The 25368-nt window shown below is 60.0% G+C and carries 27 protein-coding genes and 1 tRNA gene; 16 read left to right on the top strand and 12 right to left on the bottom strand.

What is annotated here, in order from left to right; all coding sequences use genetic code 11:
* Positions 1-171: 171 nt before the first annotated feature.
* From ftsY to RRB22_03985, 6 genes are all read left to right on the top strand, one after another.
* Positions 172-1230 (top strand): signal recognition particle-docking protein FtsY, encoded by a 1059-nt coding sequence (gene ftsY, locus RRB22_04010; GenBank protein MDT8383557.1) that lies wholly within the window; start codon positions 172-174, stop codon positions 1228-1230.
* A 222-nt stretch (positions 1231-1452) separates the two neighbouring features.
* The gene (ftsE, locus tag RRB22_04005) at positions 1453-2184 is read left to right on the top strand and encodes a cell division ATP-binding protein FtsE (GenBank protein MDT8383556.1); all 732 of its coding nucleotides are present in this window, start codon (positions 1453-1455) and stop codon (positions 2182-2184) included.
* A gap of 114 nt (positions 2185-2298) precedes the next feature.
* Positions 2299-3282 carry a permease-like cell division protein FtsX gene (ftsX, locus tag RRB22_04000; protein ID MDT8383555.1) on the top strand — a complete coding sequence of 328 codons (984 nt, stop codon included), beginning with the start codon at positions 2299-2301 and terminating at the stop codon, positions 3280-3282.
* Between the two features lie 153 nt (positions 3283-3435).
* The gene (gene rpoH, locus RRB22_03995; protein ID MDT8383554.1) at positions 3436-4287 is read left to right on the top strand and encodes an RNA polymerase sigma factor RpoH; all 852 of its coding nucleotides are present in this window, start codon (positions 3436-3438) and stop codon (positions 4285-4287) included.
* A gap of 275 nt (positions 4288-4562) precedes the next feature.
* On the top strand, positions 4563-5705 hold the full coding sequence (locus RRB22_03990) for a hypothetical protein (GenBank protein MDT8383553.1): 1143 nt from the start codon (positions 4563-4565) through the stop codon (positions 5703-5705).
* Positions 5706-5787: 82 nt separating this feature from the next.
* Complete coding sequence (locus tag RRB22_03985; GenBank protein MDT8383552.1) at positions 5788-6621, top strand: hypothetical protein; 834 nt, start codon at positions 5788-5790, stop codon at positions 6619-6621.
* 6 nt (positions 6622-6627) lie between these two features.
* Here RRB22_03985 and bioD read toward each other — a convergent pair whose 3' ends face one another.
* The 5 genes from bioD to bioB form a co-directional block, all read right to left on the bottom strand.
* Positions 6628-7320, bottom strand: a complete 693-nt coding sequence (gene bioD / locus RRB22_03980) for a dethiobiotin synthase (protein MDT8383551.1) — start codon at positions 7318-7320, stop codon at positions 6628-6630.
* Complete coding sequence (bioC, locus tag RRB22_03975; protein MDT8383550.1) at positions 7320-8258, bottom strand: malonyl-ACP O-methyltransferase BioC; 939 nt, start codon at positions 8256-8258, stop codon at positions 7320-7322. The genes bioD and bioC overlap by 1 nt, the downstream gene beginning before the upstream one ends.
* A gap of 37 nt (positions 8259-8295) precedes the next feature.
* Positions 8296-9057 (bottom strand): pimeloyl-ACP methyl ester esterase BioH, encoded by a 762-nt coding sequence (gene bioH, locus RRB22_03970; protein ID MDT8383549.1) that lies wholly within the window; start codon positions 9055-9057, stop codon positions 8296-8298.
* Entirely contained in the window at positions 9054-10250 is a 1197-nt protein-coding gene (gene bioF / locus RRB22_03965) for an 8-amino-7-oxononanoate synthase (GenBank protein MDT8383548.1), read from the bottom strand. Before bioF ends, bioH begins: the two co-directional genes overlap by 4 nt.
* Before the next feature lie 96 nt (positions 10251-10346).
* Positions 10347-11393, bottom strand: coding sequence for a biotin synthase BioB (gene bioB, locus RRB22_03960; GenBank protein MDT8383547.1), 1047 nt, complete (start codon positions 11391-11393; stop codon positions 10347-10349).
* Between the two features lie 139 nt (positions 11394-11532).
* Between bioB and RRB22_03955 the strand changes: the two genes are divergently transcribed.
* Entirely contained in the window at positions 11533-12252 is a 720-nt protein-coding gene (locus RRB22_03955; protein MDT8383546.1) for a ComF family protein, read from the top strand.
* Positions 12253-12300: 48 nt separating this feature from the next.
* Here the strand turns inward: RRB22_03955 and RRB22_03950 are convergent, their stop codons facing one another.
* From RRB22_03950 to rpmB, 3 genes are all read right to left on the bottom strand, one after another.
* On the bottom strand, positions 12301-12885 hold the full coding sequence (locus RRB22_03950; GenBank protein ID MDT8383545.1) for a YfaZ family outer membrane protein: 585 nt from the start codon (positions 12883-12885) through the stop codon (positions 12301-12303).
* A 269-nt stretch (positions 12886-13154) separates the two neighbouring features.
* Complete coding sequence (rpmG, locus tag RRB22_03945; GenBank protein MDT8383544.1) at positions 13155-13310, bottom strand: 50S ribosomal protein L33; 156 nt, start codon at positions 13308-13310, stop codon at positions 13155-13157.
* A gap of 94 nt (positions 13311-13404) precedes the next feature.
* Positions 13405-13641, bottom strand: coding sequence for a 50S ribosomal protein L28 (gene rpmB, locus RRB22_03940; GenBank protein ID MDT8383543.1), 237 nt, complete (start codon positions 13639-13641; stop codon positions 13405-13407).
* 238 nt (positions 13642-13879) lie between these two features.
* Here rpmB and rph point away from each other — a divergent pair, with 238 nt between their 5' ends.
* Both rph and rdgB read left to right on the top strand, forming a co-directional pair.
* Positions 13880-14596, top strand: coding sequence for a ribonuclease PH (rph, locus tag RRB22_03935; GenBank protein MDT8383542.1), 717 nt, complete (start codon positions 13880-13882; stop codon positions 14594-14596).
* The gene (gene rdgB, locus RRB22_03930) at positions 14593-15207 is read left to right on the top strand and encodes an RdgB/HAM1 family non-canonical purine NTP pyrophosphatase (protein MDT8383541.1); all 615 of its coding nucleotides are present in this window, start codon (positions 14593-14595) and stop codon (positions 15205-15207) included. Before rph ends, rdgB begins: the two co-directional genes overlap by 4 nt.
* Positions 15208-15338: 131 nt before the next feature.
* Here rdgB and RRB22_03925 read toward each other — a convergent pair whose 3' ends face one another.
* On the bottom strand, positions 15339-15719 hold the full coding sequence (locus RRB22_03925; GenBank protein ID MDT8383540.1) for a hypothetical protein: 381 nt from the start codon (positions 15717-15719) through the stop codon (positions 15339-15341).
* A gap of 198 nt (positions 15720-15917) precedes the next feature.
* Between RRB22_03925 and RRB22_03920 the strand changes: the two genes are divergently transcribed.
* From RRB22_03920 to RRB22_03910, 3 genes are all read left to right on the top strand, one after another.
* On the top strand, positions 15918-18038 hold the full coding sequence (locus RRB22_03920; protein ID MDT8383539.1) for an AsmA family protein: 2121 nt from the start codon (positions 15918-15920) through the stop codon (positions 18036-18038).
* Positions 18035-19135, top strand: coding sequence for an A/G-specific adenine glycosylase (mutY, locus tag RRB22_03915; GenBank protein ID MDT8383538.1), 1101 nt, complete (start codon positions 18035-18037; stop codon positions 19133-19135). Before RRB22_03920 ends, mutY begins: the two co-directional genes overlap by 4 nt.
* A gap of 98 nt (positions 19136-19233) precedes the next feature.
* Positions 19234-19503, top strand: a complete 270-nt coding sequence (locus RRB22_03910; protein ID MDT8383537.1) for an oxidative damage protection protein — start codon at positions 19234-19236, stop codon at positions 19501-19503.
* A gap of 256 nt (positions 19504-19759) precedes the next feature.
* Here RRB22_03910 and amrS read toward each other — a convergent pair whose 3' ends face one another.
* Positions 19760-20842, bottom strand: a complete 1083-nt coding sequence (amrS, locus tag RRB22_03905; protein MDT8383536.1) for an AmmeMemoRadiSam system radical SAM enzyme — start codon at positions 20840-20842, stop codon at positions 19760-19762.
* A gap of 110 nt (positions 20843-20952) precedes the next feature.
* On the opposite strand from amrS, the gene RRB22_03900 reads away from it, so the two are divergent.
* Together RRB22_03900 and RRB22_03895 are read left to right on the top strand one after the other, a co-directional pair.
* Positions 20953-21028: transfer RNA gene (locus RRB22_03900), tRNA-Phe, on the top strand.
* A 387-nt stretch (positions 21029-21415) separates the two neighbouring features.
* Positions 21416-21862, top strand: a complete 447-nt coding sequence (locus RRB22_03895; GenBank protein MDT8383535.1) for a hypothetical protein — start codon at positions 21416-21418, stop codon at positions 21860-21862.
* A gap of 82 nt (positions 21863-21944) precedes the next feature.
* Here RRB22_03895 and RRB22_03890 read toward each other — a convergent pair whose 3' ends face one another.
* Both RRB22_03890 and RRB22_03885 read right to left on the bottom strand, forming a co-directional pair.
* A complete protein-coding gene (locus RRB22_03890; protein ID MDT8383534.1) occupies positions 21945-22832 on the bottom strand; it encodes a phosphoribulokinase in 888 nt (295 codons plus the stop codon).
* Between the two features lie 286 nt (positions 22833-23118).
* The gene (locus tag RRB22_03885; protein MDT8383533.1) at positions 23119-23598 is read right to left on the bottom strand and encodes an Rrf2 family transcriptional regulator; all 480 of its coding nucleotides are present in this window, start codon (positions 23596-23598) and stop codon (positions 23119-23121) included.
* A 241-nt stretch (positions 23599-23839) separates the two neighbouring features.
* On the opposite strand from RRB22_03885, the gene RRB22_03880 reads away from it, so the two are divergent.
* Together RRB22_03880 and RRB22_03875 are read left to right on the top strand one after the other, a co-directional pair.
* Positions 23840-24208, top strand: coding sequence for a group 1 truncated hemoglobin (locus tag RRB22_03880; GenBank protein MDT8383532.1), 369 nt, complete (start codon positions 23840-23842; stop codon positions 24206-24208).
* 45 nt (positions 24209-24253) lie between these two features.
* Positions 24254-25225, top strand: a complete 972-nt coding sequence (locus RRB22_03875) for an FAD-binding oxidoreductase (protein MDT8383531.1) — start codon at positions 24254-24256, stop codon at positions 25223-25225.
* Positions 25226-25368: the final 143 nt, after the last annotated feature.

Raw genomic sequence — 25368 nt, 5'->3', positions numbered from 1 at the left:
TGCCAATCGAATGACGCTCTGCGCCGGGTCGTCCCCTTATTCACAGCTGACGTCCCGTGTCCGCGAGTGGTAGGATAGTCTACCGAATTTACCGGACCCCAGCGAATTGCCCTGATATCAGCAGGCACGCAGGGGCCGCCCAAAAATCCATCACTCTGACCCTAAAATCCCATGTTTGGTTTCAAAAAAAACAGACCCGATTCGAGCAAGGCAACGCCGACCCAGGACGCGCCGGAAACGGCGCCGGTCGATGATACGGCAGAAGCCAGCGCGCCGGAATCCGCCGCGAGCGTGACCACGAATAAACCCGGCCTGTTCGCGCGCCTCAGGGCCGGCCTCAGCCGTACCCGCAGCGGCATCACCGATGGCCTCGCCGATCTGGTGCTGGGCAGAAAGGCCATCGACGACGAGGTGCTGGATGAGATCGAGACCCTGCTGCTGACCTCGGATGTGGGCGTGGAGGCCACCCAGCAGATCGTCGCCGGTCTCACCGGGCGCATCCAGCGCAAGCAGCTGGCCGACGCCGATGCCCTGTTCGCCGCGCTGCGGGAGGATATGGCGGCGATCCTCGCCCCGGTCTCGGCACCACTGGAGGTCGATATCAGCGCCAAACCGTATGTGATCCTGATGGTGGGCATCAACGGTGCGGGCAAGACCACCACCATCGGCAAACTGGCCAAGCGGCTGCAGAACGAGGGCCGGTCGGTGATGCTGGCGGCGGGCGATACCTTTCGTGCCGCCGCCGTCGAGCAGCTGCAGGAGTGGGGCCGGCGCAATGAGATTCCCGTGGTCGCCCAGCAGAGCGGGGCCGATTCCGCCTCAGTGATCTTCGACGCCGTGCAATCCGCCAGGGCCAGGGGCATCGACGTGCTCATCGCCGACACCGCCGGCCGCCTGCACACCCAGGCCAACCTCATGGAAGAGCTGAAAAAGGTCAAACGGGTCATCACCAAGCTCGACGAAACCGCCCCCCACGAGGTGATGCTGGTGCTGGACGCCGGCATCGGCCAGAACGCCGTAGTGCAGGCCGAACAGTTCCGCGACGCCGTGGGCGTGTCCGGCATTACCCTGACCAAGCTCGACGGCACCGCCAAGGGTGGCGTCATCTTCGCCGTCGCCAAACGCCTCGGCCTGCCGATCCGCTTCATCGGCGTCGGCGAAGGCATCGACGACCTGCGGCCATTTAACGCGGATGAATTTGTGGATGCTTTAATGCAGATGAAAGAGTAAAGGGGAAATGCAGATAAAAGATCAAAGAGTAAAGATGAAAGTAAAAAAACGATGATTTTATTTTTTCGTTACTCCGGCGCAGTGTGTAGGGTGGGCACCGCCCACCAAAATAGGTTTTCAATCCACCGAATGGTGGCCAATGCCTTTATGCCCACTGGGGTGCACCCTACAAAAAATGAACCGACTTTTCTCTTTCATCTTTACCCTTTACCCTGCCTCTAAATGATTAAGTTCGATAACGTCACCAAACGCTACCCCGGCGGCCACGAGGCCCTGACGGGGGTGAGCTTTCATCTGCAGGCGGGAGAGATGGCCTTTCTCACCGGGCACTCCGGCGCTGGCAAGAGCAGCCTGCTGAAGCTGATCGCGTGCATCGAGCGGGCCTCGCGCGGCAACGTGCTCATCGACGGCCAGAATCTTACACGCCTCAAGGGCCGCCACATCCCCGCGCTGCGCCGCAAGATCGGCGTGGTGTTCCAGAATCACAACCTGCTCTACGATCGCACCGTGTATGACAACGTCGCCCTGCCGCTGATCATCGCCGGCTACCACCAGAGCGAGGTGGGCCGACGGGTGCGCGCGGCGCTGGACAAGGTGGGGTTGCTGGGCAAGGAGCGGCTGATGCCGATTACCCTGTCTGGCGGTGAGCAGCAGCGTGTCGGCATCGCCCGCGCGGTGGTCAACCGTCCCCCGCTGCTGCTGGCCGATGAGCCCACCGGCAACCTCGACCCGGAGCTGTCGAAAGAGATCATGGGGCTGTTCGAGCAGTTCAATCAGGTGGGGGTCTCGGTGCTCATCGCCAGCCATGATCACGAGCTGATTTCACGCATGGATCATCGCCTGCTGACGCTCAAGCAAGGCAAGCTGGAACGGGATGGGCGTACCGCGGACATGTTGCGTATTGGTGAAGGTGAGCATTCAAATATTCCCTCTCCCCTTGGGGGAGAGGGTTAGGGTGAGGGGGATGCATCGCAAAAGTACGTTGCTACGCAACGCACCCCTCATCCCAACCTTCTCCCCTTCGAGGGGAGAAGGGGTTATACGTGTAATTAGTCGTAGGGTGGTTTAATGGTACGAAATAAGGACAACGCTACCGATACCGGAAAACGCCCGCGCCCAAACAAGCCCCGTGGCCGAGTGAACGCTTACTTTACCCATCACCTCTGGGTGCTGGTGTCCTCCCTCGGGGGGTTGTGGCGCACGCCGCTGGCGACGCTGATGACCGCCGCGGTGATCGGTATCGCCCTGGCGCTGCCGGCGGGTCTGCACGTGTTGTTGCAGAATGTGCAGCAACTCTCCACCGGCTGGGAAGGCACGGCGCAGATGTCGCTGTTCCTCAAGCCGGCGGTAACGGAGACACAGGCCCAGTCGCTGGCGGAAAAACTGCGTGGCTGGGAGGGGGTGGAAGAGGTGCGCTACATCTCCCGTGAGCAGGCGCTGGCGGAATTCCGCGAGGTGTCCGGTTTTGGCGAGGCGCTGGAGTCGCTGGATGAAAACCCGCTGCCCGCTGTGCTGGTGCTGAGGCCGTCTGCCAAGGCCACGGCGCCGGCGCAGATGGAGCTGCTGTTGGGGCGGGTGCGCGCGCTGGAGCCGGTGGATCTGGCCCAGCTGGATATGGAATGGGTGCGGCGTCTGAGCGGCATTATCGAGGTGGGCAAGCGCGGCGTGCTGCTGCTGGCGGGCCTGCTGGGCATGGCGATTCTGCTGGTGGTGGGCAATACGATCCGCCTCACCATCCTCAGCCGGACCCAGGAGATCGTGGTCACCAAGCTGATCGGGGCGACCAATGCCTTTATTCGGCGGCCCTTTCTCTATACCGGCCTGTGGTATGGGCTGATGGGGGCGGTGGTGGCCTGGCTGCTGGTGGCGATCCTGCTGGGCCTGCTCAGTGCCCCGGTCAATCGTCTATCCTTCCTCTATAACAGCCGGTTTTCCCTGGGTGGCCTGGATCTGCAGACGGTGGCCGTGCTGCTGGCAAGCGGCGTCGGCCTGGGGCTGCTGGGCTCCTGGCTGGCGGTGGGCAAACACCTGAAGGCGATTGAGCCCTCCTGATCTACACCGCCGCCGGCCTCAAGAACGGCGTCATCCGGTCGTTGAAGGTGCCTGAATACAGGGCGGCCCTTGAATATAAGGGAACTTTAATTTAGTTTGGCACTCTCAGCATTCGATTGCTAAAATAGCGACATGCGAATAAACGGAGAAGACATGAACAAGAGCCTGACAGTTGATCTTGCCGTCCCCATGGGTAGCCTCGAGGCCTATATCTCGGCCGCGGCACAGATACCGATGCTGAGCGTGGAAGAGGAGCGTGATCTCGCCGAGCGCCTGCAGAAAAAGGGTGACCTTGAGGCGGCGCGTCGTCTGGTGATGTCACACCTGCGTTTCGTGATCCACGTGGCCAAGGGCTACAGCGGTTACGGCCTGCCCCAGGCGGACCTGATCCAGGAGGGCAACATCGGCCTGATGAAGGCGGTCAAGCGCTTCGACCCCGAGCACAATGTGCGCCTGGTCTCCTTCGCGGTGCACTGGATTCGCGCCGAGATGCACGAATACATCCTGCGCAACTGGCGCGTGGTCAAGCTGGCCACCACCAAGGCCCAGCGCAAGCTGTTCTTCAATCTGCGCAAGAGCAAAAACCGCCTCGGCTGGTTTACCCAGGAAGAGGTGGAGACCGTCGCCAGGGAACTGGACGTCCCCGAGGCCACTGTACGCCAGATGGAAGAGCGGATGAGCAGCCACGATGCCGCCTTCGACGGCTATGAGGCCGAAGACGACAGCGAGTTCAGGCCCGCACCGGTCGGCTATCTTCAGGACATGCGCATGGAGCCGGCCACCCAGCTGGAGGAAGAGAACTGGGAATCGCACAACCACGCCCTGCTGGCTAATGCGCTGGCGGACCTCGATGACCGCAGCCAGGATATCCTCAAGAGCCGCTGGCTGTCGGACAAAAAGGCAACCCTGCACGACCTGGCCGACAAATACGGTGTCTCCGCCGAGCGCATCCGTCAGCTCGAGGTCAATGCCATGAAAAAGATGAAGGGCGCGATGCTGGCCTGAGTGAATGGAATAAACCGGTGGGTTAATAACCACCAGAAAAAGGCCGCACTTGCGGCCTTTTTTGCGTCCGGGGTTAGCCGATACCGAAAATGTGAACGCAGTCAGAAAATAAAATGCCCTATGGTCGAGAATGGAACCTGACCCGCGCGTTTCAACGTGTATTATTAGTGGGGTTAATATTTTTACAAGGGCAATGCGGATTGGCAGGTATTGGATGCCCAGATAGTGAAGAGTAGCCCGTAGAGGGAATAGGGCATAACTGGAGGTATGAGAAAATGAATTCTGTAGTAATGAAAGGGGTGCTGCTGGCCATATTTGGCGCCGCGGCCCTGTTGACGGGTTGTGGCGGTGGAGGCGGCGGCGGTGGTGATACCGGTTTTAGTGCGCCGAGTATCCCTCGGGTGGCGATACCCCTGACTGGCGCCAATGCTGAAGTGGTAACTAGCGAGGCCTATGCGGCCATCGAGGGGACACAGAACACGACCGACTTTGTGCCGGTAGGTGTGGTGCTGCAATCAGCAGGTGAAACCACGGAAGTTAATCTCAGGAAGATCGTCAGCGACAAGGTCCGGGAGGTGATCGCCCAGGGGCCGTCACGGGTTAACCGTGATTTGCCAGTGGCTGCTGAGATCAATACTAGCGAGGCCTGTGGGTATTACGATAGCGGCCTGGATGCACAGGTGCAGTCAGGCAGTATGTCGGTGACAGGGACGGTCAACGACCCGAACGCACTGAATGATGGGGGTGGCACTTGGACAGCCGGTGATAACGCCACGATCTCATTTAATCGCTGCGTAATGGGCCTTCCGGGTTGGGTGCTGAATGGCACGGTCGGTTTGACGATCAATGCGAATTTTGATCCATCGGCGGTGGAGGATCCCAGTCAATGTGCCCTGGGGTGTGATGCGGACATACAGGTCACGATTACCAATCTGGCTTTTTCTGTGAATCAGGCGGTGTTTACGATGCATGGCGCATTTAATCTCGCATGGCATATCATCCCGACCAGCTGGACGGAGACCCTGCGCGGAGATTCCCTGTATCTGGTGCTGAGCAGCGGTGGTCAGACGGCGGCCACCGAGATAAGCAATTTCAATATTGAGACGATAGTCGACTTCACGGCGGCAACATACGCGGTGAGTGGCACGGCGACAGTCGCCTCCACGCTGGCAAATGGTAGTGTGACCATCACTGCAGCCTATGGTGGTACGGTGACAATATCCTATGACGGCTTGACGGGATTCATAGACGAGGTAGAGGCACAGGTCCCCAGCACGGGAACCCTAACGATTACGGGTAGCAACTCATCGATCGTTGTGACTTCTCTACCGGGTTCAGTCACCATTGAGGTGGATGAAGATGGTGATGATAGCTTTGATGGTGCATCGATAGTGACAAACTGGGGTGACCTCGAATAGCCATCAGAATAGATGATGGGTGATGGAAAAGGCGTGTTGATTCGCGCCTTTTCTGCATTTGAACCTGAATCAGCGGTTTAGCATGAGTTTAAGCGAGGGATTGATGTCTGGTGGGTTTATTCGAGGATGTGGCTTTTTGATGTTGGGTCTTTTTGTGGAGGTGACCGCGCATGCCGATCCAGTCAATACCTATTTTCAACTAGGCGTCAGCGCGGCGGATTTTGGCTACCAGGAATTTGATGAGCAGAATGTATTGCTGGACCGCGAAGATGGTGCGATACCGGGAATGATGCTCGAGTTCGGTATTGACCAGGGTTCTGTATCTGCGGCACTGCGTTTTGAATTGGCGGATGGACTGGTTGTCTATGACGGACAAACACAATCAGGTACGCCGATTAAAACGGAGACAGATGAAAAAATTACAAATCTGCAAGCGGTGTTGCGATACAAACTTAAACCGTTATCACAGTATGACGTCATGCTAATAGGAGGGGTCGGTCAGCGTGTGTGGCGGCGTGATATACGTGCTACAAATATCACCAGCAGTTTATTAGAGGTCTATCGTTGGCAGTATTGGATGCTCGGCGCTAGCGCACCTCTCTGGAAAAGTGGGCAATGGTCGGCGGGTATTGATGTGCGCTGGTTGCGCCCAATTCAGCCCACCATGAGCGTGCATCTTGTCGGCTATGACGATATACAGTTAGATCTGAGATCACGCGATAGCGCACGAATCGGTTTTCCGATTCGGATAGCGGCGCAGAAAGAGTGGATATTGACACCCTACTGGGAGTGGTGGCAGCTGGGGCGCAGTATGGATAAGGCGCTAACGGTGAATGGGGTGCCGACAGCAACTACGGTGCATGAACCACGCAGTGACACCCGCATTGTCGGCATTACCTTCTCGGTGCAGCTGTAAACAACGCTACAGGATTGCGCCGATATCCAGATACCTGGCGATGTCCTCGGCCCGCAACGGGTCGGCATCGGCCGGGGTGAGTGCCGGCACGATGCCCAGACACCGTCCGGGCAGGCGTTGTTGCAGGGCCTGAATATTTTCAGCGCCACAAGGCATATCGGCGACACCGTGATTGGCCACCCATGCCGTGTGGCGCAGGCCCTGGGCAGCGATGCCCTGTGCGGTCAGCAGGGCGTGATTCAGGCAACCCAGTTTCAGGCCCACCACCTGAATGACGTCCGCCTGCAGGGCCTGGGCGAGGTCGGCCATGGTCTGGTGTCGGTTGAGGGGCACCTGCCAGCCGCCCGCGCCCTCTACAATCACCACCTCCACCTGTTCGGCAATTTGCCGGTATGCCCGTAACAGGCTGTCGATATCCATCTCCACCTGTTGATCTTCGGCGGCGATGTGCGGGGCGATGGCAGGCTCAAAGGCGTAGGGGTTTACCAGCGCATACGGCAAGTCGATGCTGGCCTGATGCATGAGCCGCACAGCATCATCATTACGCAGCCCATGGTCGGTGTTTACGCAACCTGCGGAGACAGGTTTCATGGCGGCGACCGTCAGGCCTGCATTTTTTAGTGCAACCATCAAGCCGAGCGCAATCGTGGTTTTGCCCACATCGGTGTCGGTGCCGGTGATAAAAAATCCGCGCGCCATCAGCGTCGGCGGGTCGCGTGTAGCTGGGTGATAGGGATGCTGACCTCAAGGGGTCGGTCTGTGTGCCTGGCAACGTGGTCCGGGGCCCAGGCATGGCCGTAGACCACCTCGTAGGTGGCGGGCAGATGGCCGTCGGTACGGAAGTGTTCGTAGGCCGTGACCATGTTCCGGATCCGGTGCTTGCCGGTCAGGGTCGGACGCCTGCCGCTGGTGACGTTGTTGGCGCCCAGGGTCTTGAGCTCACGCATGAGTTGATAGACGTCGGGGTAGGTGAGGGTGAAATTTTCCACATCCATCACCGGGTCGGCCAGACCGGCGCGCAGCATGGCATCGCCGATGTCGTGCATATCAATAAAGTCGTGCACGTGGGCGGTATGCTCGAGGCTGACGTTAAGGCTGGCGTCGGCGGCCTGCCAGCTGGCGCGCAGCTCCTTCAGGGTGTCGGGTCCAAAGGTGGAAAACATCAGCAGGCCGCCAGGGCGCAGTACCCGGTTCAGTTCGCTGAAGGTGTGATCAAGATCGGCGCACCATTGCAGGGTGGCGTTGGAATAGATCAGATCAAAGCTGTGGTCGGCAAAGGGCAGCTGTTCCGCATCGCCGCAGATGAAGCCGCGCCGCTGGAGCAGCTGGCCCTTGCAGCGCGAAAACCAGCTGCCGCGACGGCGCGCCTGCTTCAGCATGTTGGGGGCGAGGTCCAGGGCGATCACCCGTGCCTGCGGGTAGCGGGCAGACAGCGTTACGGTGCCGACGCCGGTGCCGGCGCCAATATCGAGAATGCTGGCGGGTTTGAGTTTCACCAGTTCTAGGCGCTCAATAATACGCTCGCCGATCTCCCGTTGCAGGATGGCGACATCATCATAGCGTTCGGCCGCGGCATCGAAGGCGGCGCGGACCCGTTGTTTTTCAAGTTGTAATAGCGGTGAAGGGGGTGCGGTCATGGTGAGTGGCATCGAAGGTGTGGTGGTAAATGGGCGACTATAAAAAGGCCTGTAAAGCGGCGAGAAAGATCGCCGGATGGGACAGAAACGGGGCATGTCCGGCACCGGGGATCAAGGTCAGATTGGCCTGCGGAAGCAGTTCCAGCGTCTGCTCGGCGGCGCGGCGTCGAAATAGCGCATCGTGCTCGCCGACAAGCAACAGGCTGGGACAGCGAATCTCCGCCAGGCGGGGGCGCAGGTCGGCCTGACGCAGAATGTTGAGACCGCCTTCCAGTGCGGCGGGTTGCGGATTGCCATGTCGAAACACGCGTTCACGCAGGCTGCGTTGTTGGTCGCGGGCGTGCTCGCTGCCCATGGCCTGGATGGCGATAAAGCGGCGGATGGTTTGCTGGAAGTCCTGCCTGAGCCCGGCGGCGAAACCGTCCAGCACATCGGGCTCGACGCCCTCCGCCCAGTCGCTGTCGCGGACAAATTTCGGGGCGCTGGCGACCAGCGCCAGTTTGTGGATGCGCTGCGGATGATCTAACGTAAACTGGGTGGCGAGCATGCCGCCCAGTGACCAGCCGACGAGACTGGCCTGCGCGGGCATGACATCGGCCAGCACCGCGGACAGGTTGGCGAGACTGTAATCGCGGGGACAGTCCAGGCTGCGGCCGTGGCCGGGCAGGTCCACAATGGTGGTGCGATAGTGCTGTGACAGGGTGGGCAGCAGGCCCTCCCACACATCGCCATTCATGCCCCAGCCGTGCAGCAGCACAAGATCGGGGCCCTCGCCGCAGGTATGGGTAAACAGACTCATGCCGAGACCTTGCGCAGGCAGGCCGATAGCGCGGACAGCAGTTGCTCGATCTGTGCCGGGGTGTGGCCGGCGCACAGAGTGATGCGCAGTCGGGCGCTGCCGTCCGGCACGGTGGGTGGCCGGATGGCGCTAACCATAATCTGATGCTGTTCCAGCAGGGCGTCACTGAGCGCCACGGCCTGTGCCGAGTCGCCGATCAGCAGCGGCTGAATCGGTGTGCTCGATGCCATCAATGGCAGGCCGAGCTGTTCCGCGCCACGCCGAAACTGGCTGATCAGCGCGTCGAGCTGCTCGCGGCGATCATCACCTGTGCGCACCAGCTCGAGGCTGGTGCGTGTGGCCTCGGCGATGGCGGGCGGCAGCGCCGTGGTATAGATGTAGCTGCGCGCCTGCTGGATCAGGGTCTCAATCAGGGCCTCGCTGCCGGCGACAAAGGCGCCGAAGGTGCCGAAGGCCTTGCCCAGTGTACCCATGAGTACAGGGACTTGTGATTGTGCGAGTCCAAAGTGGTCGACCGTGCCGCGTCCTTGTCGGCCGATGACGCCCAGGCCGTGAGCGTCGTCGACCATCAACCAGGCATCGTGTTGTTGCGCGGCGCCTGCCAGTGCAGGTAGCGGCGCCAGGTCACCATCCATGCTGAACACGCCATCGGTGGCAATGAGGCGCCGACCGGCACTATTTTTTATCGCGATTTTTTGTAAATGCGTATCGAGTGATGCACTGTCCGCGTGCAGGTAGCGTTGCAGGCGCGCGCCGGATAACAGCCCGCCGTCGATCAGCGAGGCGTGATTGATGCGGTCTTCCAGGATCACATCACCCTTGCCCACCAGGCTGGTGATCACGCCGAGGTTGGCCATATAACCTGTGGAAAATAATAGCGCGCGGGGCCGACCCACAAACTCGGCCAGCTCCTCTTCCAGGGCATGATGGGCGTGGCTGTGGCCGTTGATGAGGTGTGAGGCGCCGGAGCCGACTCCGTACTGCTCGGCGCCACGTGTCAGCGCGGCGCGCAGTTGCGGATGATTGGCGAGGCCGAGGTAATCGTTGCTGCAAAAATTGATTACACTCTGTCCGCCTAACGATAAACAGACAGCCTGCGGCCCATCGACAATGCAGCGTTGACGATAGAGGGACTGCTCGCGGCGTTGTTGCAGGGCAGGGCTAAGGGTTGCGTCCAGGGATTGTGGTTTCATCTGTTTATGTGGGGCGGGAGTTGCCCGCCGATCGTGCACTATTCACAACTGGTTGGTGGGCGGTGCCCACCCTACGGTGACTATGCAAGCATTAACTTAGCCAACGGCATTGCGACTTTGTTCTGCGTTACGGCGCTGCTGAGTGTCGCCACGCACCTGCAACTTGAGCGCATCGAACATCTGCAGATCGTCATTGACGCTACGACCGCTGGTGGTGAGGTAGTCACCGATCATCACCCCGGAAGCGCCGGCCATGAAGATCATCGACTGCATGTCACCGAGAAACTGGCGGCCGCCGGCGATGCGGATCTCGGCCCGGGGCAACAGGTAACGGAACACGGCGATGCTTTGCAGGATCTCGAAGGCCGCCATCGGTTTGCGGTCGGCCATGGGCGTGCCGGTTTGTGGGCTGAGAAAGTTCAGCGGCACGGATTCCACGCCGAGGTCGCGCAGCTGGATGGCCAGCTCGATGCGCTGGTCGAGGCTCTCGCCCATGCCCAGGATGCCGCCGGCGCAGACCCGCAGGCCGGCGTCACGGGCGTGGCGGATGGTGTCGATATTTTCCTGATAGGTGTGCGAGGTGCAGACGTTGTGGAAGAAGCTCTCGGCGGATTCCAGATTGTGGTGATAGTTTTCCAGGCCCATGCCTTTTAATTCGGTGGCGGTGTCTTCGGTGAGCACCCCGAGGCTGGCGCAACGGCCGATGTCGGACTGCTGCGACAGGGTGTCGAAATACTCCCCCAGTTTTTGGCGTTCTTTTTGCGAACGCATGCCCCAGCCCTTGGAGACCACACCGAAGTCGCTGGCCCCCCATTCGCGGGCGCGCCGGGCCTGCTGGCTCAGGTCCTCACTTTCGATAAAGCCGTAGACCGGGGCGGTGGTCTGTTTGTGGTGGCCGCTCTGGGAGCAGAACGAGCAGTTTTCCGAGCAATTGCCCGAGCGCACATTGGAGATGGCGCAGACTTCGATCTGGTTACCCCGGTTGGCCTTGCGGATGCGGTCGGCGCCCGCCATCAGCCAGGGCAGGTAGTCGTGGTGCAGGCCGATGAGCCACTGGCCCTCGGCCGCGGTGGCCTCGCCGGCATCGCCGCCAAGAATGCGTTGGGTGATGGCGTCGATGCGTTGGTAGGTGGCGTTGTCCATGGGTGGCTCCTGGGTGTGGGTAGGGGCATACTCTTGCGAGTGCATTTGCGGGTAATTGGTGGAACATCAGCGCGCAACGCAGGCCGAGGGGGCATCTTAGTCAATGTGCCTGCGCTGTCAACCAGGGAGGGGTGGCAAAGTGAACCGATGGATACAAAACATACAATCCGGGCTGGCGGTCGCGGTGCTGCCGCCGGTCTGCGTACTCTGCGGCGAGGCGGGGGTTCGCGCGCCCGGGGGCAGCAGCGATCTCTGCCTGGCCTGCCGCACGGCCCTGCCCTGGGCCGAAAACCCCTGCGCCCGCTGCGCCCTGCCACTGCCCGCGACGGCGGTGGAGGCCCTGTGCGGGCGCTGCCAGACGCAGCCGCCCGCCTTCCATGCCTGTCTGGCGCCATTCCGGTACGGGTCGCCGCTGGATCACCTGTTACAGGGGCTCAAATTTAATGGCCGGCTGGCCCAGGCGCGCCTGCTGGGCGAGCTGATGGCGGACTGGCTGGGTGCGGTGGTGGAGGCGCCGCCGGATCAACTGATTCCGGTGCCCCTGCATGCCGCACGCCTGAGGGAGCGGGGCTTTAATCAGGCGCTGGAGCTGGCCCGTCCCATCGCCCGGCAGTTTGGGCTGCCGCTCAACATCCACGGCGTGCGCCGGCGGCGGGCGACGCCGCCGCAGTCAGATCTGTCGCGGCAGCAACGGCTGAAGAATATCCGGGGCGCGTTCGAGGTGGTGCAGCCGCTCGGCGCCCATGTGGTGATCATCGATGATGTGATGACCACTGGCAGTACCGCCGATGAGCTGGCGCGGACGTTGCTGGGTGCGGGGGCCGAACGTGTGGAGGTGTGGGTGTGCGCCCGGGCCTGATGCAACGGCGATGCCCCGGGCGCTGCCGGGGCAACAGGGCCGCTACGACTAAAAGGTGAAGCTGAGGCCGATGGAGGTGCCGTTATCGATGTTCTCAGAGCCGATGCCCTTGGTGAAATCGGCGCGGATGCGGCGATACAGCAGATAGACATTGGCGGTGGGCAGCAGCTCATAGGCGATGCCGGCACCGAACTCGTACATATTGTTGGCATCCAGGGTCGAGGTGATGCGGGGGGCATAAAAGGCGCTACCGATGAAGGCAAGGCGCTGCACGCTGCCCAGTTTGTAGCGCAGCTGCCCGCCCAAGGCGACGGCGGCGGCATTGGAGTCGGTGTCATCGTGGTGCAGATAATAGAAGCGGGGGCCGACGCCCAGCTCCAGCCCCGGCGTCTTGCTGCCGGCCACGTCGATGACCTGCAGGCCGATATCCACCGCCAGGTTTTCGTCTTCGTTGTAGAGCAGGCCGGTGTTCATCTCCGTGCGACCAAAAGTGGAGCCGCCGATCAGGGTGACGTAGGAAAAACGGGCGCTGTCCTGCTTCAGGGTGATGTCGAGGCGTTGGGCGCTGGCGGTGGCGCTCAGTGTGGTGCCGGTCAGGATGAGTAGAAAAGTGCTCAGGATGCGTGCGGACACGGGATGCTCCTTGTAAGAATCGGTTGTAACGGCAAGAGGGGGTTCGGCATAGAGACGCGGGCGACCGGATTGAAGTTCCTTGCGGTGCGCGTCTGCCCCGAAAATCAGCCCGCATTATACGCCATTCTGGTCCATTACCGAAAATTAAAAGCCGAGAATAAAAAGGCGAAAATAAAGCCGAAAACAAAAGGTAGAAAAATAAAAAGGCCCGGAGGTTCCGGGCCTTTTTGGCGCAGTCCCTGATGAGGCTGCGGGGGACAGGATCAGGATTATTTGATCTTGGCTTCCTTGTACAGCACGTGCTTGCGCACCACGGGATCAAACTTCTTGATCTCCATTTTTTCAGGCATGGTTTTCTTGTTTTTGTCGGTGGTGTAAAAGTGGCCGGTGCCGGCACTGGATACGAGTCTGATTTTGTCACGCATGGTTCTTTCTCCTGACTGCTATCTAAGATGGCCCGATGGGCGATCTCTTTGTTCTTGCTGTCTGCTTGCCTGAAGCGCTACAGGGCGACGCGGACTAGACCTTTTCGCCGCGGCCACGGATGTCGGCCAGGACGGTGTCGATACCCTTTTTGTCGATAAGGCGCATGCCGCTGGCGGTAACACGCAGGCGCACAAAGCGGTTTTCGCTCTCCACCCAAAAACGATGTGAGTGCAGGTTGGGCAGGAAACGGCGACGCGTCTTGTTATTCGCGTGCGATACGTTGTTGCCAGTGGTGGGGCGTTTTCCCGTCACCTGACAGACTTTAGCCATGATCGATCTCCAGAAATCTATAAATTCGTATGAATATTACAAGGTCGCAGCCACACGGGCGGATGCCCGGTCGCGAGAACGGCGCATTAGACCAGATTTTGTCCGGCGAGTCTAGCCCGAGCCATGCCCTATATGAAATGAATCCGCAGGGGGCTGGCCTGTCATGCGCTGCTGCCGGGGGGTATACTGCGCGCCCATTGATTTTTAGCCAGAGGATTTTCCTATGAGTGCCAGCGAACTGCGTCCCAGCGGACGTTCCTCCGACCAGCTTCGCCCCATCACATTTACCCGTAATTACACCAAGCATGCCGAGGGATCGGTGCTGGTGGAGTTCGGTGATACCAAGGTGTTGTGCACCGCCAGTATCGAAAAGGGCGTGCCGCGCTGGTTGAAGGGCAAGGGCCAGGGCTGGGTGACGGCGGAATACGGCATGTTGCCGCGCTCCACCGGCAGCCGCATGGGCCGCGAGGCGGCGAGCGGCCGGCAGGGTGGGCGCACCATGGAGATCCAGCGCCTGATCGCCCGCTCGCTGCGGGCGGTGGTGAATCTGGAGGCCCTGGGCGAGCGCAACATCGTGGTCGATTGTGACGTGATCCAGGCCGACGGCGGTACCCGCACCGCGTCCATCACGGGCGGATTTGTGGCCCTGGCCGACGCCATGCAGGGGCTGGTGGATGGGGGCAAGATCAAGAAAAACCCCATCATCGGCCAGGTGGCCTCGGTGTCGGTGGGGATCTACAACGGTGTGCCGGTGCTGGATCTGGATTATGCCGAGGACTCCAACGCCGAGACCGACATGAACGTAGTGATGAACGACGCCGGCGCCTTCATCGAGGTGCAGGGCACCGCCGAGGGCCACGCCTTCCGCCAGGAAGAGCTGAACGCGATGCTGGCCCTGGCGAAATCCGGCATCGCTGAGCTCATCGAGCACCAGAAAGACGTGCTGTCGGCGTGAGCAAACCAGCGGCAGCGGCAAAGGTGGTGCTGGCCAGCAGCAATAAGGGCAAGCTGCGGGAGATCAATCACATCATCGCCGGCCTGGGTATGGAGGCCCTGCCGCAGTCCGACTTCGGGGTGCCGGATGCCGACGAGACCGGACTGAGCTTTGTTGAAAATGCCCTTCTCAAGGCTCGCCATGCGGCGCGGCTCACCGGCCTGCCGGCCATCGCCGATGATTCCGGGCTGGAGGTGGATGCGCTCAACGGCGCGCCTGGCATCTACTCCGCCCGCTACGCCGGTGTCGGGGCCAGCGATGCCGACAATGTGCACAAGCTGCTGTCGGCGCTAAAGGACGTGCCCGAGGCCGGGCGCACGGCACGCTACCAGTGTCTGCTGGTATTCATGGCCCATGCGGAGGATCCGACCCCGCTGATCTGCCAGGGCAGCTGGGAGGGCCGCATCCTGTTCGCGCCGCAGGGTGAGAACGGCTTCGGTTACGATCCGGTGTTTTGGGTGCCCGGCGAACAGTGCTCGGCGGCCGAGCTGCCGCCGGAGGTGAAGAATCGCCTCAGCCATCGCGGCCAGGCGTTGAACCGGCTGCTCGCGGCCCTCGCGCTGGAGCGCTAGCCCGCCATCTTGAAAGAGCACTAGCCGAACAGACCCATCTGAAACAGTAGCAGGACCGCCGCGGTCAAGGCGGAGGCGATCATGATGGTGACGACAAGCAGGGCAACGATAGGGCGCATAGGCTGTGGGCTTCAGTGTTTGGGGGTGATGTGCAGGGGTGCATTGCAGGCCGGGCAGTAGGTCCAGCGGGGTAATTCGTCTTTGGCCTCCAGCCGGAGGGTGATCGTTGCCTTGCAGCTGGGACAGTCGCCGCTGACGTGATCACGCCGGTGGGTCGTCTTATAGGTGCGATAGGCCACCCACGGTCCGGCGAGCAAAAAGCCCGGCACCAGTACCCAGTGGGCGAAGATGATGGGCAGGGAGACCGCCGCCAGCAACCAGAACAGCCCCAGTTTGAGCAGGCCACGCCTGATGCGGTCACGGTGATCAAACCACGTGGTCTGCAGCTTTCCCGCTGCGGCATGCGCCGCGTTATCGTTGATGCAGACCGAGGTGTGTTCGAGATTGGGCATGGTGTTGTGTTGTGTTGTGATGTGTGGGGCTGGGTGATCAGAGACACCGAATTCTGACTTTGCGGTGCCGTTTAATCAAGTCGACATCCCTCGGACAATCGTTCGCTCGCTGGCGTGGTGAATCTTGAGCGCGCAACCGGCATGGGCTACGGTGTTAGTAAGGGTAGGCAACGCAGGTTGGCAAAAAAGGGATCGACAGTGAATAAACTAGTACGCGGGCTGGGTTGGGGTATTGGCATTGCGCTGGCGGTGATCGCGACGGCGATGCTGGGCATCATCCTGTTTGTCGATCCCAATGACTTCAAGGATGACATCACCCAGGCCGTAAAGGACGCCACCGGCCGTGAGCTGGTGCTGACGGGGGATATCGAGTTGTCGGTGTTCCCCTGGTTGGGCCTGACCCTCGGCACAGCCCGGCTGAGCAATGCGCCCGGGTTTGACGCGGAGGATTTTGCCCGCGTCGCATCAGTCGACATCCGGGTGAAGCTGTTGCCGCTGCTGAAACAGCGTGTCGAGATGAAAACGCTACAGCTGCACGGTCTGCAGGTGAATCTGAGCCGGGCCAGAGACGGCCGTAGTAACTGGGATGATCTGCTGGCCGCGCCGGATCCCGCCAGTAGCGCCGTGCATGGCGGGGTATCGCCGCTGGCGGCGCTGGCCATTGGCGGCGTAAATATTGAGGACGCGCAGATTCACTGGGACGATCGCCAGGCGGGCCAGCGGATCGATGTGGAAAAATTTAATCTGCGCACCGGCGCCATCGCGCCGCGCCTGCCCATCGACATCCGCTTATCGACCCAGCTTAGTGTGTCGGAGCCCGCGCTACAGACACCGGTAACCATGCAGGCGCAGCTGACGCTTGATCCGGAGTCGCAACGCTATCGGCTCGAAGGCCTGGACCTGTCGCTGAATCTACACAGCGAGCTGCTGCCGGTCTCGCCCCTGGCGGTCGGCCTGACGGCAGATGCTGAGGCCGACCTTGCGCCACAGGCGCAGCCTATGTTGAAGGTGACCGCGCTACAGTTGCGCACACTGGGCGTGACGGCCAACGGGACGATGCAGCTGCAGCAAGATGCAGTTATGTCGCAGGCCAAAGGCGAGCTGTCGGTGGCGACCTTTTCACCGCGTGAGCTGCTCAAGGCGCTGGGTATCGCGCCGCCGGAAACGGCGGACGCCGGGGTGTTGGACAAGGCATCGGCGAAGCTGGCCTTTGTCGGGTCGCCGCAGGCGCTGGCGGTCAATGGGCTGGAACTGTTGCTGGACGACAGCAAGCTGACCGGCAGCCTGCAGGTGAAAGATTTTTCCCGGCCGGCGATAAGTTTTGATGTTGCGCTGGACGGCATAGACGCCGATCGTTATTTGCCGCCAGCCACAGATGCGCCACCGCCAAGCCCGTCGGCCGCGGTTGTCGCCAGCACACAGTTACCGTTAGAGTTGTTGCGCGAGCTGGATGTAAAGGGTGACCTGCGGGTCAATAAGTTGGTGATTTCCAGAGCGCATATTTCGGATATCGTTTATGGCATAACGGCAAAAGGCGGGCAGATTCGGCTGTCGCCGGCGCAGGCCAATCTGTATCAGGGCCGGTACAGCGGCAATATCGCGCTGGATGTGCGCAAGGACACGCCGGTATTGTCCGCCGATGAAAAGCTCAGCGAGGTGCATGTCGGTCCGCTGCTGAAAGACATGCTGGGGGATGACAAGGCCTCCGGCACCGCCAGCCTGATGGCGAAGGTCTCCGCAAACGGCCTCACGCCGGAGGCGATCCTGCAGAGCCTGAATGGCACCGCCAGTTTCCAGCTGGCGGACGGTGCCGTGAAAGGCGTGAATCTCGGACAGTTGATTCGCGAGGCCTACGCCAGGATCAAAGGCAAGCCGGCGCCGCCGAAAACCACCAATGTCACGGATTTTGCCGCCATGTCGGGTAGCGTGGATATTCGCAACGGGGTTTTGCATAACCAGGATTTGCAGGCCAAGTCGCCGCTTCTGCGTATAGCGGGCAGGGGTAAGGTCGATCTGCCGCGGCAGAAAATCGATTACCTATTAAATACCTCTATCGTCGAAACCGATCAGGGACAGGCCGGGGAAGATCTGTCCGAGCTAAAGGGCCTGACGATCCCGGTCAAAATCACCGGCAGCTTTGACCAGCCGAAGTTCGCCCTCGACCTGCAGCCGATAATAAAGGCCAGGGCAGAGGAAAAACTCAAGCGCCAAAAGGCCAGGCTCGAAGAAAAGGCCGACAAGAAGCTGGATGAAAAGAAGGATGAGCTGAAAAAGAAGGCGGAAGATGCGCTGAAAGACAAATTGAAAAGGCTTTTTTGAGCGTGCCGCCAGCAACGGATTTTTCGCAGTCGGTGCTGCAATGGTTTGATCGGCATGGCCGGAAACACCTGCCCTGGCAGCAGGACCGTAGCTGCTATCGGGTATGGGTGTCGGAGATCATGCTGCAGCAGACCCAGGTGGCGACCGTGATCCCCTACTTCGAGACCTTCATGGCGCGCTTTCCCACCCTCACCGAGCTGGCCGATGCGCCGCTCGATGCCGTGCTGAGCCTGTGGTCGGGGCTCGGTTATTATGCCCGTGCACGCAACCTGCACAAGGCGGCGCAAAAGGTGCGTGATGAGCACGCTGGAGTTTTTCCGGTCCACCTTGATGAGGTGCTGGCGCTTCCGGGCATCGGTCGCTCCACGGCCGGGGCCATCCTCTCGCTGGCCCTGAATCAACACCATCCGATATTGGACGGCAATGTGAAGCGCGTCCTGGCGCGGGTGTTCAGGGTAGAGGGCTGGCCGGGGAAATCGGCTGTTGCCGAGCGCCTGTGGGCATACGCCAAGCAACACACGCCAACACAGCGGGTGGCCGATTTTAATCAGGCGATGATGGATCTGGGTGCCGCGGTGTGCACGCGGACTCGACCGCGTTGCGAGGCCTGTCCGCTACAGCAAAACTGTGTGGCCTTTGCCGGGCAGTGCCAGGCAGACTATCCCGGCAAAAAATCCGCCAGGACGATTCCCGTGCGGGAAATCCAAATGCTGTTAGTGACCAACGCGGCGAACGAGGTGTTGCTGCAACGCCGCCCGCCAACCGGTATCTGGGGTGGGCTGCTCAGTCTGCCCGAGGTGCCGGTGGGCAGTGATGTGTCCCGCTGGTGTGAAAAAAATCTGGGTCTTGCCGTCCATGAGCAGACCCGCTGGCCGGTCATGCGACACACCTTCAGCCACTTTCATCTCGATATCACGCCGGTGCTGGTGACAATGGAGCCGGTGAAGAAAACATCGACGATGAGCAATAACCTTACGATGTCTGTCATGGAAGGCGCGGAATGGGTTTGGTATAAAGGCTGCGCCGATGCGGGTGGTCTGCCGGCACCGGTCACCCGGCTGTTGCAACAGGCGAATATCAGCGGCGACAAAAAATAATGCGCGATCCGTTCAGGCCAGCAATCAATAATCGCGGTGAAACATCGCCTTCACTCCAGAATGCGCTTCACTTCAAAATGCACAAAAGGAAAAACACCATGAGTAAAACGGTACATTGCGTCAAGCTGGGCAGAGAGGCCGAGGCCCTCGATCGCGCACCTTTGCCGGGAGACATCGGCCAACGCATATTGAACAATGTCTCCAAGGAGGCCTGGCAGCTGTGGATGGCGCATCAAACCATCCTGATCAATGAAAATCGTCTATCCCTGATCGATCCGAAGGCGCGGGAATTTCTGCAGGCAGAAATGGAAAAGTTTCTGTTCGGTGGCGGCAGTGAAATGCCGGCAGGTTTTAACCCGCCGCAATAGATAATGTATCCGCCGCGTGTATTGAGCGTCTCAGGGAAAATCTTTCAGGCAGCATGTTCCCGTCGTAGCGGAACAGCGATGAGGAATTCGGGCTAGGAGTCTGTCGGACTATGGAAGAATCTACTGCGCTGATGGGAAATCGGCCCATTTTTCCGATCATTTTCGTTAAATAGACCCACTATTCTCCTCAAATGATCGAAAAAATGGACTCGATTTCCCACCATGCTCGCTACGATTCCCATAGTCCGACAGGCTCCTAGCCCTGTCGTTCATATTTTTTCAGCAGGATGCCCTCATCACCACAGCAGGAGGCGGCGCACTGCTTCACGGTGTGCACGGCCAGCGGGTCGTCGTCCAGATAGGCGGCGACGGGCAGGTTGGTGTCGGCGCAGTCGCAACCCTTGTCGTCATACAGATAGACGTTCTGCAGGCCGGCGCGGCGGCCGATTTCGGCGGCGCTATGCAGGGTCTCGGTGGGCGTTGCGGGCAGGTCGGACAGTTTGTAGGCCGGGAAAAACTTGGTGATGTGCCAGGGACTGTCCGCCCCCAGGTGATCGCGAATCCAGCCGGCGATGTTGGCCAGTTCGTCGAGGTCATCATTTTTGCCGGGGATGATGTTGGTGCGTACCTCCACATGCATGCCCAGCTGTTTGGCCCGGGCGATGCTGCCCAGCACATCTTTCACGGTGGCCACGGGACAGATGTCTTTGTAGAACGCATCGCTGAGGCTTTTGATATCCGAGCACAGTACGTCGACGTGGGCGGCCATGGCCTCCAGGGCCTCGTCGGTGATAAAGCTGTTGGAGACGTACACCGTGTACAGGCCGGCCTGGCGCGCCAGCCTCGATACGTCGATCACATACTCCAGCCATACCGCCGGTTCCGAATAGGTAAAGGCGATGCCATCGACGCCATGGCGCAGCGCGGCATCCACCAGCTTCTGCGGACTGACGTAGGCGGCGGTGGACTGCCCCTGCGCCAGCTCGTCCAGTGCGCTCACCCCCCAGGAGATCTCCAGGTTGTGGCAGCCGCCGCAGCGGAAGTTGCAGCCGTAACTGCCGATCGACATGACCTTTGTGCCGGGGCGGAAGTGTTTGACGGGTTTGTCTTCGATGGGGCCGATGTCGATGGCCGAGAGGATGCCGTAGCTGAGGTTGTACAGGGTGCCGTGCCGGTTGACGTGGGCCTGACAGAAGCCGCGCTGGCCGTGGGACAGCTTGCAGCGCCACAGGCACAGGTCGCACTGCGTGGTGCCATTGGCGTGACGCGTTTGCAGTCTGGTTTCGACCAGGCGGTACTGGTTGTCGTCGAAATTTGAATCGGGCGTTTTGTGCATCATGGGCTCGGCGGTGTTGGGAGATGTGGGTGGGTTTTGGGCAATTGTAGCCTGATTGATGCAGTCTGGGCTTGACTCAATGCGGGTCAGCCGCTTTAATACGCATCCCTGATGGCTGGATAGCTCAGTCGGTAGAGCAGAGGATTGAAAATCCTCGTGTCCCTGGTTCGATTCCAGGTCCGGCCACCATCTTTCATTGTCTATGCCCGGTAATTTCCCCGATATCGCTTTCTGATTGCCCGTATTGATGGCCCTGCTGGCGTCTATGCGGCTGCAACGGCGTTGCGCTGCGTGAAAACGGCGTACTTGGGTCCACCAAACTCCCTTGTTTTCACGTAGCGCGCCTTGTTTTGCTCGCAAATCGACGACCTCGCTACGGCCGTCGATTTTTTCACTGGCTCTGAGGCGCGGAGCGATCAAGCTCGGCGACATCAACACACAGAATGACCGGGTCTACCTCCAGGTATCGCTGCTGGGTGTTAGCGCGTTGCTTATGCAGGGCCTGGGCGTTTCGGTGCGTCAGCGCGCCGGCAGACGTGCTAGTCTTGCGGCTGATTTTTGAGGAGCGGTTGATCTATGGCGGGACCCTTTTATGCAGCCGCATTCACCTTTGTGTTGATGCTGGCGGCGATCTACTGGCATCGGCAGCGCCGTTTTCACATCACCGTGATGGTGTCGGTAATGTTATTCGATATCGGCATGCCGTTTTATCTGGTGGCAACGCGTGACTGGAAGACGCGGCTGCTGGATGACGGCGATATTCTGTCCTTCGGGGTGTGGATGCACTTTGGGCTTCTCATTACCCTGTACGTGTTGTACGTGATCCAGGTGCAGACAGCCCTGAAACTGCTGCGCGCGAGCAAACAGGGGGAGGGTGCCGATGCGGTGGAGGCGATCCACCGTGAACATCGGGCGCAGGGCATGGGGATTTTGGTGGCGCGCGCGCTGGTGATCCTCACGGGCGCGATGCTGGCAGATCCGGCTGCCGCAAGCGAATGGGCACTGCGTAACCTGCATCAATAAGCGCAGGCCTGTCCGACGGGCCAGAAAATAGACGGCACAAAAAAGGCGGGGTCCTAGGACCCCGCCTTTTTTAGCGCTATTCCTAGCCCTTTTTCTTGGCCTCGATCAGTTGCTCGATGCGCGGCGCCAGCACCAGCTCCATGGCAAAACCCATCTTGCCGCCGGGTACCACGATGGTGTTGGGGCGTGACATGAACGAACCGTTGATCATGTTCAGCAGATAGGGAAAGTCCACGCCATTGTGATCGCGAAAACGGATGACAATGAAGCTCTCGTCAGGGGTGGGGATGTCGCGGGCGATGAAGGGGTTGGAGGTGTCGACCGTCGGCACGCGCTGGAAGTTGATGTCGGTGCGTGAGAACTGCGGCGTGATGTAATGCACGTAGTCGTCCATACGGCGCAGGATGGTGTCGACGATGGCCTCGGCGGAGTAGCCGCGCTGGGCGTTGTCGCGGTGGATTTTCTGGATCCACTCCAGGTTGACGATGGGTACCACGCCGACCAGCAGGTCGGTGTGTGAGGCAACGTCCACCTCGCCATCCACGGCACCGCCGTGCAGGCCTTCATAAAACAGCACGTCAGACTCTTCCTGGATCTCTTCCCAGGGGGTGAACTGGCCGGGGGTCAGCGCAGTGTTCAGTCGCGCATTGTGCTCGGCGGCCTCTTCGTCGCTGTGCAGGTAGTAGCGACGGCGGCATCTGCCGGTGTCGCCGTAGGTTTTGAAGGTCTCGGCGATGAGGTCGAAGTGGTTGGATTCAGGTCCGAAGTGGCTGAGCTGTTTGCCTTTGGCGGCAAATTCCTCGATCGCCTGTTTCATCGCGGCCCGGTCGTAGCGGTGAAAACTGTCGCCTTCGACTACCAGCGGGTTGATATTCTTGCGACGGAAAATGTGCTCAAAGGCATTCTTGACCGTGGTGGTGCCGGCGCCGGAAGAACCGGTGACGGCGATGACGGGATGCTTTACGGACATGCTTTTCTCCTCAAACTCTCATTTCTTTCGTAGTAAAAATCATTGTTAAGTCAATTGGTTATAGTCGCCGGTGCGGGCGTGGCGATAACCTGAATCCAGTGTCGACCAGAATGGCGCCGCAGGAGAGCTCCTGTCAGGCTGCGGTCACGAGGGTGCCGCTTGGACGGTGTCTCGATGGTGCTCAGGAGACATGGCGTGGGTGTGCCGCAAAGTCGAAGGGTGGATTCTATCGCGTTCGCCACAGGCAGGGAAGGATTCCCGGCGGGTGCGGCGACCCGGGCGCTACTTATGGATGGCCCTGGCGGTCACGCGGGGGACGGTTACCGAGCAGCTGCTCGACCGAAAAAATCTGCGCGGTTTGTTCATTCTGTCGGGTGGCGTCGGCCACGCTGTATCGGTCCAGCACGGCCAGAAATTCGTTGCCGGCGCGATACAGTACCTCTTTGAGCGCACACACGGCCGTCACGGTACAGGGTTGATTGCTGCTGCTGAAACACTCCACGATATCGAAGTTGGGCTCCATGCGGCGTACCACTTCCCCGACAGAGATCATTTCCGGCGCGCGTGCCAGGCGCATGCCACCGTGTTTGCCGCGGGTGGTGTGGATAAAGTTTTCGGTCGACAGATGATGCACCACCTTGACCAGATGGTTGCGTGAGATGTGATAAAAGTCGGCGATTTCGCTGATGGTGGTCAGCCCATCCCTTTTCTGTGCCAGGTAGATGAGCACACGTAAGGCGTAGTCGGTATGTAGGGTTAATTGCATGGCTGCCTCGGGGGGTCTGTTGGGATCATAGAACAGGAGCGAAGTGCTTGACAATGTGAATGGCATCGTTAAACATATATCCAGCATACATCTATTGAGGCCGGGATGGGGATTTAATGTTCGGCAGTTTTGGGTCGCTATGCTGTTTTTCGATAGGTAACCTGAATTTAATCAGCGGGGTTTGTGACATGCGGCCCCCTAACCGTCGGCTGTCGATAGCCGGCAAAACAGGAGAAGCAAAATGAGTGATTCTTTATTTGATCGAATTGGTGGTGAAGGTGCGGTGGATGCGGCGGTGGATATTTTTTATCGCAAGGTGCTGGCCGATGACCGCATTAGCGAGTTTTTCGACGGCGTCGATATGGACAAGCAGGCCGCCAAGCAGAAGGCATTCCTGACCATGGCCTTTGGCGGTCCGAATAATTATACGGGTGAAGACATGCGCAAAGGCCATGCCCACCTGGTGGCGCGTGGTCTGAACGACAGCCATTTTGATGCGGTGGTGGAAGATCTGGGCAGTACCCTGGCTGAGCTGGGTGTGCCGAATGACGTGATCGGTGAAGTGGCGGCCATTGCCGAAACGACCCGCAACGACGTGCTGGGCAAGTAATCCCTGCAAAAGCCATAATTTCACTAGTAACGGGACGGATGCGTTATGCCTGCGATTGAATTTGAGGGTGGACAATATGAGAGTGAGCCGGGTGAATCGGTGCTCGATTGCCTGACCCGGCATGGCGTATCCGTCAACTATTCCTGCCGGGCGGGCGTCTGCCAGTCCTGCATGATGGTGGCGGTGGAGGGTAAGCCGACGCCAGTCTCTCAGTTGGGCATTCGGGAGACACTCAAGGCGCAGGACCATTTTTTGATCTGTTCCTGCGTGCCGGAAACCGATATGACGGTGGCCGTCCCCGATCGCGCAGGCAGTCTGTTTGAGACGACGGTGGTGTCGCTGGACAGGCTCAGCGCCGATGTGATCCGCCTGCGTCTGGCGCGACCGGAAAATTACGACTATCGGCCGGGCCAGTTTCTCAACCTCACCAATGCTGCCGGGATCAGTCGCAGTTATTCCCTGGCCAGCGTGCCTGAGCTCGACGATTTTCTGGAGCTACAGATTCGCATTGTGCCGGATGGACAGGTCAGCAGCTGGGTGGCCAACGGTCTGCAGGTGGGCGATAGCGTGACCATCAGCCAGTCGGCGGGCGAGTGCAGTTATGTACCGGGTCGGGAACAGCAGTCTTTACTGCTGGTGGGCACCGGTACCGGACTGGCGCCGTTGGTCGGCATCGCGCGTGATGCGTTACGCCAGGGGCACGCCGGCCCCATCCACCTCTATCACGGCAGCAGTGCCGTCGAGGGCCTGTATCTGGTGGATGAACTGTCCGCCATGGACAGGGTGCATGAAAACTTTCAGTACTACCCCTGTGTCTCTCGCGGCGCGGTGCCGGACGGGGTGCGTGCAGGACGTGCGGCAGATCTGGTGTTACAGGATTTTGCCAAGCTGCCGGGCTGGCGGGCCTTCTTGTGTGGCCGTGAAGACATGGTAAAGGGTCTGCAGAAAAAGATCTTTCTGGCGGGCGCCTCGATGCAGGATATTTTTGCGGATCCCTTCATTGAAGCAAAGGATTGAAACAATTAAGAGTTGAGGCTAAGGACTGAGAGCCTGTGAAAACCGACGTCCATAGTAGGCCAGCAGTTTTTCACAGGCTCTCTTTATTACAGGCTCTCTTTATTACAGGCTCTCTTTATTACAGGCTCTCTTTATTACAGGCT

It is taken from the genome of Gammaproteobacteria bacterium (assembly GCA_032250735.1).
Taxonomy (GTDB): Bacteria; Pseudomonadota; Gammaproteobacteria; order SZUA-152; family SZUA-152; genus SZUA-152.
This window is presented reverse-complemented; position numbering and strand designations above follow the sequence as displayed.

What these genes read in the sequence shown, in the direction of transcription:
- ftsY (MDT8383557.1), top strand. Translation starts at nt 172, where the DNA reads ATGTTTGGTTTCAAAAAAAACAGACCCGATTCGAGCAAGGCAACGCCG.
- ftsE (MDT8383556.1), top strand. Translation starts at nt 1,453, where the DNA reads ATGATTAAGTTCGATAACGTCACCAAACGCTACCCCGGCGGCCACGAG.
- ftsX (MDT8383555.1), top strand. Translation starts at nt 2,299, where the DNA reads ATGGTACGAAATAAGGACAACGCTACCGATACCGGAAAACGCCCGCGC.
- rpoH (MDT8383554.1), top strand. Translation starts at nt 3,436, where the DNA reads ATGAACAAGAGCCTGACAGTTGATCTTGCCGTCCCCATGGGTAGCCTC.
- RRB22_03990 (MDT8383553.1), top strand. Translation starts at nt 4,563, where the DNA reads ATGAATTCTGTAGTAATGAAAGGGGTGCTGCTGGCCATATTTGGCGCC.
- RRB22_03985 (MDT8383552.1), top strand. Translation starts at nt 5,788, where the DNA reads ATGAGTTTAAGCGAGGGATTGATGTCTGGTGGGTTTATTCGAGGATGT.
- bioD (MDT8383551.1), bottom strand. Translation starts at nt 7,320, where the DNA reads ATGGCGCGCGGATTTTTTATCACCGGCACCGACACCGATGTGGGCAAA.
- bioC (MDT8383550.1), bottom strand. Translation starts at nt 8,258, where the DNA reads ATGACCGCACCCCCTTCACCGCTATTACAACTTGAAAAACAACGGGTC.
- bioH (MDT8383549.1), bottom strand. Translation starts at nt 9,057, where the DNA reads ATGAGTCTGTTTACCCATACCTGCGGCGAGGGCCCCGATCTTGTGCTG.
- bioF (MDT8383548.1), bottom strand. Translation starts at nt 10,250, where the DNA reads ATGAAACCACAATCCCTGGACGCAACCCTTAGCCCTGCCCTGCAACAA.
- bioB (MDT8383547.1), bottom strand. Translation starts at nt 11,393, where the DNA reads ATGGACAACGCCACCTACCAACGCATCGACGCCATCACCCAACGCATT.
- rpmG (MDT8383544.1), bottom strand. Translation starts at nt 13,310, where the DNA reads ATGCGTGACAAAATCAGACTCGTATCCAGTGCCGGCACCGGCCACTTT.
- rpmB (MDT8383543.1), bottom strand. Translation starts at nt 13,641, where the DNA reads ATGGCTAAAGTCTGTCAGGTGACGGGAAAACGCCCCACCACTGGCAAC.
- RRB22_03925 (MDT8383540.1), bottom strand. Translation starts at nt 15,719, where the DNA reads ATGCCCAATCTCGAACACACCTCGGTCTGCATCAACGATAACGCGGCG.
- RRB22_03910 (MDT8383537.1), top strand. Translation starts at nt 19,234, where the DNA reads ATGAGTAAAACGGTACATTGCGTCAAGCTGGGCAGAGAGGCCGAGGCC.
- amrS (MDT8383536.1), bottom strand. Translation starts at nt 20,842, where the DNA reads ATGATGCACAAAACGCCCGATTCAAATTTCGACGACAACCAGTACCGC.
- RRB22_03895 (MDT8383535.1), top strand. Translation starts at nt 21,416, where the DNA reads ATGGCGGGACCCTTTTATGCAGCCGCATTCACCTTTGTGTTGATGCTG.
- RRB22_03890 (MDT8383534.1), bottom strand. Translation starts at nt 22,832, where the DNA reads ATGTCCGTAAAGCATCCCGTCATCGCCGTCACCGGTTCTTCCGGCGCC.
- RRB22_03885 (MDT8383533.1), bottom strand. Translation starts at nt 23,598, where the DNA reads ATGCAATTAACCCTACATACCGACTACGCCTTACGTGTGCTCATCTAC.
- RRB22_03880 (MDT8383532.1), top strand. Translation starts at nt 23,840, where the DNA reads ATGAGTGATTCTTTATTTGATCGAATTGGTGGTGAAGGTGCGGTGGAT.
- RRB22_03875 (MDT8383531.1), top strand. Translation starts at nt 24,254, where the DNA reads ATGCCTGCGATTGAATTTGAGGGTGGACAATATGAGAGTGAGCCGGGT.